This window comes from uncultured Agathobaculum sp. (assembly GCF_963927765.1).
GTDB lineage: Bacteria > Bacillota > Clostridia > Oscillospirales > Butyricicoccaceae > Agathobaculum.
The window spans coordinates 1-9775 of sequence record NZ_CAWVCU010000021.1 but is presented as its reverse complement, the minus strand read 5'-3'; the positions used below and the strand labels follow the sequence as shown (position 1 = coordinate 9775).

Here is a 9775-nt window from a genome sequence, read left to right as displayed (position 1 = left end):
CCAGCTGGTGCTGCTGGCCGTCGCGGCGGCTGCGGCATACGACCCAGAGGGCAGCTACGCGGTGGGAGACTACTGCACGCACGGCGGAAAGCTGCACAAGTGCAATACCCCGATACCGAGCGGCGAGGCGTGGAACGCGGAACACTGGACAGAAACGACCGTTGCGGCAGAATTGCTTGAACAGAAACAAAGCCCAAACACATATCAATTAGCACCGGTAGATGGATTTAGTGCGGTAGGCTACTATTTCAAAACAAAGGATGGAGTTGTAACTATATTATCTTTATTAGGTGGTTCTGAGCCGTTTACCGGAACCAATAAACAGGTCGCAACACTTCCGGAGGAATTCAGACCTAAAAGTTTGATGTACGTTCCCGGCCTCTGCCTTACGAGCGGAAAGGAATATGTAGGGTCAAGCGTTGCTATTTTCCCTGATGGACGCATTACGAATGTCTGCTACACATCAAATTCATTACAAAATCTTGCAATTAGTTGCTCTTTTGTGGCGGAAAAATAAGGGGTGAGCAAAATGAGCTATAAACACTGCTGCGTTGTCGGTGTGGACGGCGCATACAAGACCTTTGTCCTTGTGCTGATGGAACAGGGCGAGGCGGTCGAAGTCGCGGAGAAGGTGCAAGGCTACACACTCACTGCTGGCGAACGTCTGCTCGATGCGCCGCCGCCGGGCATCAAAATGCAAGTAGGCGGCACTGGATTCGTCAAGCCCCGCTGGGACGAGGACGCGGAAACATGGGGCGAGGGGGCGTCCGCCGAGGAACTGGCCGCGTGGGAGGCCGAGCACCCCGACCCGGTTTCTCTGGAGGACAAGCGCGCGGCCAAGCACGCTGAAGTGTCTGCGGCTAGCGAGGCCGCCATCTATGCGGGCATGGATGTGGAGACCACGCAGGGCACAGAGCATTTCTCGCTGACGGAGAAAGACCAGATCAACCTGACAACCGCAAAAAATGAAATTGACAAGGGTGCAGCTGTTTACCTATACCATACAGATGACACACTTTGCCGCATTTTTACGGCGGAGGAGATCAAAGCGATTGCGCAGGCCAGTGTTGCGCATATCATTTATCACACAACCTACTGCAACCACCTGTTTGAATGGATCAGGCGCGCGGATGCGGCAGAGCTGGCGGGCATCACCTATGGCGCAGAGCTGCCGGAGGATCTCGCGGCGCACATGCAGGAGATTCTGATGCAGGCGGGCGCGGTAGCAGAAACGGGGGCTGTAACGTGAAAAAACTGCTGTTACATATTGTACTCGCCGTGATCGGCGGCGTTACTTACATGGGCATTGAAACCCTGTGGCGCGGGTACACCCATTGGAGCATGGGCGTGCTGGGCGGGGTGTGCTTTGCCCTCATCGGCCTGCTGGACGAGTGGCAGGAGCACCCGCCGCTGTGGTTGCAGATGCTGCAAGGCGCGGTCATCGTGACCGCGCTCGAGCTGCTGGTGGGGCTGGTCGTCAACCGCTGGCTGGGCTGGAATGTCTGGGACTATTCCGACATGCCGCTGAACCTCTGGGGGCAGGTGTGTCTGCAATTTGCGGTCGCGTGGTTTTTCCTCAGCGCGGCGGCGGTGTGGCTTGAGAATGCCCTGCACCGGCTGGCATCATGGCTTGCGCACCGGCGGGGGAGGTGATCTCTTGCCGGGTTGACCAAAGGACGTAAAAAAGCGCCCTCACGGGGCGTGGAAGTGAGAAAGGAGATACAAAAATGGATCGAGTAACCGAAATCAAGGCCGCCTGCGCGGCGGCTGTGGCTGTGCTGACCGCCCTTTGGGGCTGGTTTGGCTGGGTGGTTTTGCTGTTTGTCGCCTGCATGGTGGCAGATTATGCGACGGGTACGATGGCAGCGATGTACACGGGTAGCTGGTCGAGCGCGGCCGCGCGCAAAGGCATTTTACATAAGCTGGCCTGCATTGTCGTGGTGGCGGTGGCTGGAGCGGCTGACTTGCTGCTTGGCATGATGCTTGCACATCTGCCGGGCATCGTGCTGCCGTTTGACTACACCGTGCTGATCTGCCCGGTGGTGGTCGTGTGGTACATCCTGACTGAGCTTGGCAGCATCATCGAAAATGCGGTGGCGCTTGGCGCGCCGTGCCCCAAGTGGCTCGCGGGCGTGGTGGACGCGGCAAAGGATGCGGTGGAAGAGACTGGCGGCAAAATCCTGCCGCAGTCGGAGGAGGACGAGGAACCATGAACAGCATTCGTTGCGATATTTACGACCCAAAAGAATATGACATCTGGTTTGCGGCTGCGCCCTATGGCGCGGCCAGCAAGCCCGCCAAGACGCTCAAAACATGGGCGGCGGAGGAGCAGGCCGACGTGGTGTACAACCTCTGCCTGTTCAACATGACCGGCAGCGGCAGCGACCAGTACGGCGTGATCCGCGGCCGCACCTTGCAGTACCTCAAGGCCAAAAACGTGGACTGCGGTTACGGCGGCACGGCCGAGCATCTGACCGTCAGCCCCGGCAACGTGGTTGCGGGCGTGAAAGTTGCCGTGCGGGACGGCGTGGTGCTGTCCGGACTGGACAAGGGAACCTTCCGCAGCCGCAACATGATCGGCGTGCTGGCCGGCGGACGCATCATCGTTGTGCAGTCCTCGGACGGTTGCACTGAGGAGCAGGTGGCGCGGTACGCCGCTGGGCGGTACACAATCAAACTGCTGCTGGTGCAGGACGCGGGCGGCAGCACCGGTATGTACCGTACGAGCGACGGCTACTTATTCGCCCCGGAGAAGGAGGGCACGGACGGCAGGCCGGTGTGCAGCGTAGTATGTATGAGAAAGAAAAACAAGGAGGAGAAACCTATGGGCAAGAAAAAGGTATTTATCGGCGTTGGCCACGGCGGAAGCGACCCCGGCGCGGTCGGTTATTTGGTGGAGAAGGACGTAAACCTCACGATGGCGACCGCGTGCCGCGATTTTCTGACGGCTTACGGAGTGGACGTGCGCATGTCCCGCACCAAGGACGAGAACGACACAGTCAGTCAGGAGGTCACGGAGTGCAACGCCTACGCGCCTGATCTGGCGATCGACGTGCATAATAATTCTGGCGGCGGTGACGGCTTTGAGGTGTTCCACACCATCCACGGCGGCACGGGCAAGACGCTTGCGCAGAACATCGAGAAGCATGTCAAGGCCATGGGTCAGAATAGCCGCGGCGTCAAGACCCGTCAGGGCACCAGCGGCGATTACTATGCGTTCATCCGCGAGACGGTCGCACCGGCAGTCATCTGCGAGGGTGTGTTCGTGGATACCAAGGCGGACGCCGCGCAGGCCGACACGCTGGCCGAGCAGCAGGCGTTTGGCGTGGCGTACGCGAAGGGTGTTCTCGATACGCTGGGTCTGGCCTATGATGAGCCGGAGGAGAAGCCGGACGATGCGTTTGAGACCGACGAAGAGGTGCAGGCGGCAATCACGAAGGTGCAGCGCACGGCTGGCCTTGCCGCGGAAACCATGCAGTACCTGCTGGCGTATGAATACGGCACGGAACTGGTCATCAAGCTGGCGAACGCAATGAAATAACGGTGCAATAATTAGGTGACACATCAGGTGACACACCAAACACCCTAAAATACCGCATAAAACCCTCTTTTGCTCTGTGTGGGCAAGAGAGGGTTTTTCTTGTATCCGTTGTAAAAACAAACAAAAAAGCCAAAAAGTCAATGACTTTATGGCTTAAATGTTGGTGACCCAGCGGGGATTCGAACCCCGGACACCCTGCTTAAAAGGCAGGTGCTCTGCCGACTGAGCTACTGGGTCATATTGATGCGTGAGGAATGCCGGATCGGATAAAAAGTGGCAGGGACGGCTGGATTCGAACCAGCGAATGTCGGCGTCAAAGGCCGATGCCTTACCGCTTGGCGACGCCCCTGTATCCGTTGAATCAAAAAGACAGGCCGTACCCTAAGCATAACGCGCTGCGTGAGGCAGCGCGTCATAGGGTCATATGGGGTGGGTAAAGGGATTCGAACCCTCGACCCTCGGAACCACAATCCGATGCTCTAACCAACTGAGCTATACCCACCATATTTTGTTTCGCCAGCGGAAATTTGGCACGCCAGGAGGGATTCGCTTTTCTGCGGAAAAGCCACGGCGGTTCAAACAATCCACCGGATTGTTTGTAAGAGCCGCCTTTCGAATCCCTGACCATGCCTGCGAAGAATCTTGGCACGCCAGGAGGGATTCGAACCCCCGGCCTACTGCTTAGAAGGCAGTTGCTCTATCCGGCTGAGCTACTGGCGCATATCAATTCCGGCAACCCGACGCCTGAAATTGTGGAGCGGGTGATGGGAATCGAACCCACGTGTTCAGCTTGGAAGGCTGACATTCTACCATTGAACTACACCCGCGGGTTTTTCTGACGCTTAAACAGTATAACAATGAATGGGCTTTTTGTCAACATATTTTTTCATTTTCTTTTGCAAAAATTTTAACGGCTGCATCGAGTATTTTCGAAAAGCGGTTGGCACGTCATCAAAAGGGCATATGCGCATGGTATACTGAAAGCACAGAGGGGGGATGCAGCGTGGGCTACACCATTTTATTGGCAGAGGACGAAGCGGCAATGCGAGAGGTGGTTGCCGACTACTTAACGGAAAAGAGCGGTGGGGCATGGAGAGTGGAGACAGCTGCGGACGGCAATACCGCGCTTGCCATGATCGAGCAGCGTACATTCGATCTGCTGCTGCTCGATGTGATGCTGCCAGGGACGGACGGCTTTGCGCTGTGCCGCGCGGCGCGGCAGCAGGGCGACGTGCCCATCCTGTTCGTGACAGCGCGCGAGGACGAGCAGGACAAGCTGCACGGTTACGGCCTCGGCGCGGACGACTATGTTGTAAAGCCGTTTTCGCTGGCGGTGCTGTACGCTAAGGCGCAGGCGCTGTTGCGGCGTGCCAAGGGGCTGACGCAGGGGGACATGCTGACGGCGGGTGCGCTTGTTCTTGATCCCGCGCGCGGCATGGTGACGGCGGGTGGGCGGCCGGTTTCGCTGCCGCCCAAGGAGTTTGCATTGCTGCGGGCGCTGATGGAGCGCAAAAACCGCGTGCTGACCCGCAATGAGCTGTTAAATCTTGCGTGGGGCTGGGATTTTGACGGCACAGACCGCGTCGTAGACAGTCATATCAAGAAGCTACGCCGCGCACTCGGCACGTATGCGGGCTGCATCAAAACCGTGGTCAAGCAAGGCTACAAATTGGAGGTGGATGGAGATGAAAAGCACGCATAGGAATTTCTGGAGCTTCTTTTGGCGCGTGGGCGCGGGGTTCCTCGCGTTCTGGCTGGTGGTCATGGCGGGATTTACCCTGCTGTTGGGCTGGCAGACCGCACAGGAGATGCATGCTGCCATGCAGGAAAACCTGAAGTATTTTTATAATGACTGGCTCACGACTCAGCTGAAAGGGTATCCGAACAGCGGAGAGGGAGGAAATCTGAAAGACTGGCTGTATTCCCCGTTTGCTAATGATAAGTATTTGGACGATTATGTGGGAACGACGATCACAGAGACCGCTGTGCTGGCGGCGGATGACGAAATTTTGCAGGATGACAGCGGCTGGCTGCGGGCGTATCTCGACAAAGAGTATGAAGAACTCATCAATACAGGCATAGGAGTGCCAACCTATGAAATCGTAATGGCAGGGCAGCCCAAACGGGTGTATGAGGCCATTATGCGATGGAACGATGACGTGATGTGGCATACCGGTATATTCGGCAACGTCACGGTTGACGGCTGGCTGGTGGACAACAGAATCTATCCCAAGACCATCCGGGTAGAATATCGGGGCTACAACAGTAAGGACACACAGCTTAAAAACGAGACCGTTGAATGTGAGTATGATGCGGAACAGTTTGCAGGCATCGAACTGCAAACCTTCCGGGTAGACCGTGCGACCATGCCAGGTAACGTGGATACGCCCTTTGAAGAACAGATAGACAGCGTCTCCAATCCGCGCCGTATAGTGCTACGTGAATGGGTCACCACGCCGCAGCAGGGTACGGGCGGCTATCAGGAGAGCGTCAAACCGTGGCTGGTCACCATGTACCGACACCTGGTGGTGCAGACCGCGGCAGCGCCGGAAGGCTATCTTGTCGTACAGTATGCATCGGAAGGATATCCGATCAAAGAGTGCTTGCCGACGTTGGTGCCGGTCTACGGCTTCAGCTTCGCGCTGGCGGTGCTGTTTTCCGCTATCCTCGCGTTCGCCCTGCTGCGTGTGTGGCGCAAGCAAGCGCGCGTCGAGCAGGCGCGCCGCGACACAACCGCCGCGCTTGCGCACGAACTCAAAACGCCGCTGTCTGTACTGTCCGCGACCGCAGAGTTGTTATCAAACGATATGGCGCAGGATAAGCGCGCGCATTATCTGGATGTCATCCAGCAGCAGGCACAGCGCATGGATGGCAGCGTGCGGCGTATGCTTGAACTGTCTCGATTGGAGGCTGGCGCGAAAGCCCTACGGCGCGAGCAGGTGTCTCTCTCCGCCCTCGCGCGCGAGCGGCTGGATGCTGCCGTCCCGCCAGACAGCTGTCTGCATACGTCGGTTGTGGTGGATGGACCAGATGAGGCCAAGGCCGACCGCGCGCTGCTTACCCGTGCGTTCGACGCATTGCTCGAGAATGCGGTGCAGCACACCCCGCCGGATGGCAGCATCACGGTGCGCATCGAGAACGGTGTGTGCGCAGTTGTTAACACAGGTGAGGCCATCCCGTCTGCCGCGCTGCCGCGTCTGTGGGAGCCGTACTATCAGGCAGAGCCCGCGCGAAGCAAACAGGGTGATGGACTGGGGTTGTCGATTGCCAAAACCGTGTTTGATTTGCATGGTTACACCTACGGTGCGGAAAACACACCCGCCGGGCCGCGGTTTTGGTTTCGGTTTGGCAAGACGTGACCGGACGTGGTTCATGCATCAATCGGATGGATGATGATTTTTCCTCTCTGCGCAGATTTTTCTTGAGAATGATAGGAAAATGCGGTAAACTGATAATATCAAGAAATAAAGCGTAGGGAGGGTGAGAAACATGTTTGGTTTCAATGCAGCAGAATGGGGTGGCAGCACATATTCGTCTGCGTATCTGGATCGGGCGGCTAGCGCGCGCAGCATGGAGCCGGTCAATGGTATTACCCCTGCGCAGACCACAGCGGTTTCTCCCGTGCCGGCAGTGGCATCAATGCAGCCGGACAACACGCAGGCCGCATCGGAGCAGGAGAGCCCCCAACTCCCGTTTCAGAGAGAAGGCGTCGACCCGGTCGAGTGGGCTGTCCGTGGGCGCATTCAGTACGCCGATGAGAACGGACAGAACGCATCCGGGGATGCGGCAGCATCGGAGGGACAGGCCGCGTCGGAAGCCAAATCTGCGCAGGAGGTCATGGCGGAAAGCGAGTGCCAGACCTGTAAGGAGCGCAAATATCAGGATGGCTCGGATGATCCCGGCGTTTCGTATAAAACGCCCACCAATATTGCACCTGAGGCGGCAGCTTCCGCTGTGCGCAGTCATGAGCAGGAGCATGTAAGCCGTGAGCAGTCCAAGGCGCAGCAGGAAGGACGGGAAGTGGTCAGCCAGTCGGTCACGATCCACACCGCAATCTGTCCGGAATGCGGCAGGGTTTACGTCTCCGGTGGCACGACCCGCACCACGACGCGGCAGGAAAAAGCCGCGCAGCTGTATCAGCAGCAGGGGGAGCAAGCCCCCAGCCAGTTCCAGTCTGTGGCATAAGAGAAAACAGCCGATTTTCCATCGGCTGTTTTTTTGTTGCCTGCTGCTTATCCGATGTAAAAAGCCACCCGTTCGGGTGGCTTTTTCATATTATTGCAGGTCGATGGTGACCGCCTGATCTTCGAGCAGTGTGAGATCATCGTCCGGCTGCCAAAAGGATACACCGGTGATCTGTGCGATCTGCTCAGGTGTCGCGTCAGGGTATTCGATCGTCGTGATGCACAGGCCGTTTTCACGGTCATAGGTATAATCTATGAAGCAGTCCGTCAGACGGTCGAGCGTGGTACCGTCTGCGAGCAGCAGGGATAACTGCGCGTTGCTTTTCGTGATCGGGCCATGGAAAGAGAACGTCGCAACCGCGCGGTGCTCGTCAATGTCAAGGCTTTCGAGCGTATAGCCGCCTGCGCTGCTATCGGTCAGCGGCAGGCTGTCCAGCGCGCCCTTGACCTCGTGTGAGCGATACGGGACAATGCAGGGGATCAGCGTGACCGATTGGGTATCCAGATTCGCGCCGAGGAATTCAAAACTGTTGGTCGCTCGGCCGATACCACCGCCGACGCTGCCGTTCGAAATCACTGGCAGGTAATTGCCCTTGTCATCGCGCAGGACAAAGTTGGTCATTGGATCCTCTGCCTGTTCGCTCAGCGTGATCGTCGAGCCGAATGGCGAGATGGACACGCGCTCAATGCGCGGTTCGTAGTGCAAATGATAGGTTTGTCCGTCAAATTCGGTGGAAAAATCGACGGTGAAATCCTGCTTCGGCTCAACAGTCAGCGTTTCAACTGCGACCGCGCTCTTATCCACCGACATTGCAAACTGGAAGTTCGCGTCATTGATATCACTCGAGCCGCCGTCATAAAGCAAAAGATCAAACTGGTCGGGCAATGCCTCTTTCAGTACGATGCGGCGCACGCCGGTCAGCGTGTATTCGTCCGGCATGGTCGCTTCGTTTTCAATTGCACCGGTCGTGTCGAGCTGTTTGCCGTTGACTTCAGCAAAGAAGGTAGGTGCTGTCCAGTTGGCGCGCCAGCTTTGCGGGTCCTCATCCGTTCCCACCAGTTCGATCGGTGTTTTGCTTTTGAGTGTATAGAACACCAGCATATAGCTGTCGTCGACGGCAATATTGTCGATCGTCAGCGTTTGGTCGCCGTTTGTGTCGCTCATGCCGACGGCGGCGTTGTATTTCTCATACTTGCCCTGATATTCCGCATACTCAGAGCCGCTGTTTTGCGCAAAGTAGCCGATGGCGTTGCGTGCCATTTCCAGCACGGTCGGCGCTGCCGCTGCCGCCCCAACCACCAGCGCGGCGGCAATGCCGATGCAGACGGCGGTGCGCGGTGCGCGGCGCTTTTTGATGGGGGTCACCTGCTCCGGCAGGTCATGCAAGAGCGCGTCCATGCGCTCGTCAAAGCCCCCGGGAACCGGGCTGCCTTCGCGCTGTGCGCGTGCCTTGAGCTTTTCGTCCAATGTCATATCTCATTCCTCCTCCAGCAGCGTGCGCAAACGGTTTCGCGCGCGGGACAGGCGGCTGCGCACCGTCCCTTCGCGTATGCCGAGCGCTTTTGCGATTTCGGCGGTTGTCATATCCTCGTAATAGAACAGTACGGTTGCCACACGGTAGTCTTCCGGCAGGGCGCAGACCGCGTCCCACAGTGTAAAGTCGTGCCTGTCCTCCGCGCCGCCCGCAAGCGGCTCCAAATCGTCTGTATAGGACACCCGCGCGGTTTTGCGGTGGTGTTCGTGCGCGCAATTGACCGTTATTTTTATCAGCCAGCCTTTGAGGGCTTTTTCGTCGCGCAGCCGCCCAAAGGCTTGCCACGCGCGCAGGATGGCTTCGCTCACCGCGTCTTCCGCGTCCGCGTCGCTCGAAAGCAGCGCACGGGCGGCACGGTACATCGCGCGGCGGTGCGCCGTCACAGCGGCGGCAAAGCGCTCACGTGCGTCGTCCTGTGTCTGGCTTAGTATCATTTCCATCGTATCACCTCGTCTCGTTGTCCGGACACTCTAAGGATGCACGGAGGCGGGGGATTGTTCCCGGAGAAGAAGAAA

Annotated in this window: 10 protein-coding genes and 5 tRNA genes; 8 read left to right on the top strand and 7 right to left on the bottom strand. The window is 57.8% G+C overall.

Annotated elements, in window-relative coordinates; genetic code table 11:
* The 5 genes from ABGT74_RS01350 to ABGT74_RS01330 all read left to right on the top strand — a co-directional run.
* Window positions 1-517 (top strand): hypothetical protein (locus ABGT74_RS01350; RefSeq protein ID WP_346704144.1); only part of this gene is annotated, 517 nt, incomplete at its 5' end.
* Between the two features lie 12 nt (window positions 518-529).
* A complete protein-coding gene (locus ABGT74_RS01345; RefSeq protein WP_346704143.1) occupies window positions 530-1249 on the top strand; it encodes a hypothetical protein in 720 nt (239 codons plus the stop codon).
* A complete protein-coding gene (locus tag ABGT74_RS01340) occupies window positions 1246-1653 on the top strand; it encodes a hypothetical protein (protein WP_346704142.1) in 408 nt (135 codons plus the stop codon). The genes ABGT74_RS01345 and ABGT74_RS01340 overlap by 4 nt, the downstream gene beginning before the upstream one ends.
* Before the next feature lie 74 nt (window positions 1654-1727).
* Window positions 1728-2213: a phage holin family protein gene (locus ABGT74_RS01335; protein ID WP_346704141.1), complete on the top strand. Its 486-nt coding sequence runs from the start codon at window positions 1728-1730 to the stop codon at window positions 2211-2213.
* Window positions 2210-3541, top strand: coding sequence for an N-acetylmuramoyl-L-alanine amidase (locus ABGT74_RS01330; RefSeq protein ID WP_346704140.1), 1332 nt, complete (start codon window positions 2210-2212; stop codon window positions 3539-3541). Before ABGT74_RS01335 ends, ABGT74_RS01330 begins: the two co-directional genes overlap by 4 nt.
* 161 nt (window positions 3542-3702) lie before the next feature.
* On the opposite strand, the gene ABGT74_RS01325 is transcribed toward ABGT74_RS01330, so the two are convergent.
* The 5 genes from ABGT74_RS01325 to ABGT74_RS01305 form a co-directional block, all read right to left on the bottom strand.
* Window positions 3703-3778: transfer RNA gene (locus ABGT74_RS01325), tRNA-Lys, on the bottom strand.
* Between the two features lie 37 nt (window positions 3779-3815).
* Window positions 3816-3890 (bottom strand) — tRNA-Gln (locus ABGT74_RS01320).
* A 76-nt stretch (window positions 3891-3966) separates the two neighbouring features.
* Window positions 3967-4043, bottom strand: a tRNA-His gene (locus ABGT74_RS01315).
* Window positions 4044-4184: 141 nt separating this feature from the next.
* Window positions 4185-4261: transfer RNA gene (locus ABGT74_RS01310), tRNA-Arg, on the bottom strand.
* Window positions 4262-4294: 33 nt separating this feature from the next.
* Window positions 4295-4368 (bottom strand) — tRNA-Gly (locus ABGT74_RS01305).
* Window positions 4369-4544: 176 nt separating this feature from the next.
* Here ABGT74_RS01305 and ABGT74_RS01300 point away from each other — a divergent pair.
* The 3 genes from ABGT74_RS01300 (at window position 4545) to ABGT74_RS01290 (ending at window position 7726) form a co-directional block, all read left to right on the top strand.
* Window positions 4545-5243 (top strand): response regulator transcription factor, encoded by a 699-nt coding sequence (locus ABGT74_RS01300; protein WP_297284404.1) that lies wholly within the window; start codon window positions 4545-4547, stop codon window positions 5241-5243.
* The gene (locus ABGT74_RS01295; protein ID WP_297284403.1) at window positions 5227-6900 is read left to right on the top strand and encodes a HAMP domain-containing sensor histidine kinase; all 1674 of its coding nucleotides are present in this window, start codon (window positions 5227-5229) and stop codon (window positions 6898-6900) included. Before ABGT74_RS01300 ends, ABGT74_RS01295 begins: the two co-directional genes overlap by 17 nt.
* Before the next feature lie 130 nt (window positions 6901-7030).
* The gene (locus ABGT74_RS01290) at window positions 7031-7726 is read left to right on the top strand and encodes a hypothetical protein (RefSeq protein WP_346704139.1); all 696 of its coding nucleotides are present in this window, start codon (window positions 7031-7033) and stop codon (window positions 7724-7726) included.
* A 90-nt stretch (window positions 7727-7816) separates the two neighbouring features.
* On the opposite strand, the gene ABGT74_RS01285 is transcribed toward ABGT74_RS01290, so the two are convergent.
* Together ABGT74_RS01285 and ABGT74_RS01280 are read right to left on the bottom strand one after the other, a co-directional pair.
* Entirely contained in the window at window positions 7817-9199 is a 1383-nt protein-coding gene (locus ABGT74_RS01285; RefSeq protein ID WP_346704138.1) for a DUF4179 domain-containing protein, read from the bottom strand.
* A gap of 3 nt (window positions 9200-9202) precedes the next feature.
* Entirely contained in the window at window positions 9203-9700 is a 498-nt protein-coding gene (locus ABGT74_RS01280; protein ID WP_346704137.1) for a sigma-70 family RNA polymerase sigma factor, read from the bottom strand.
* Window positions 9701-9775 lie beyond the last annotated feature (75 nt).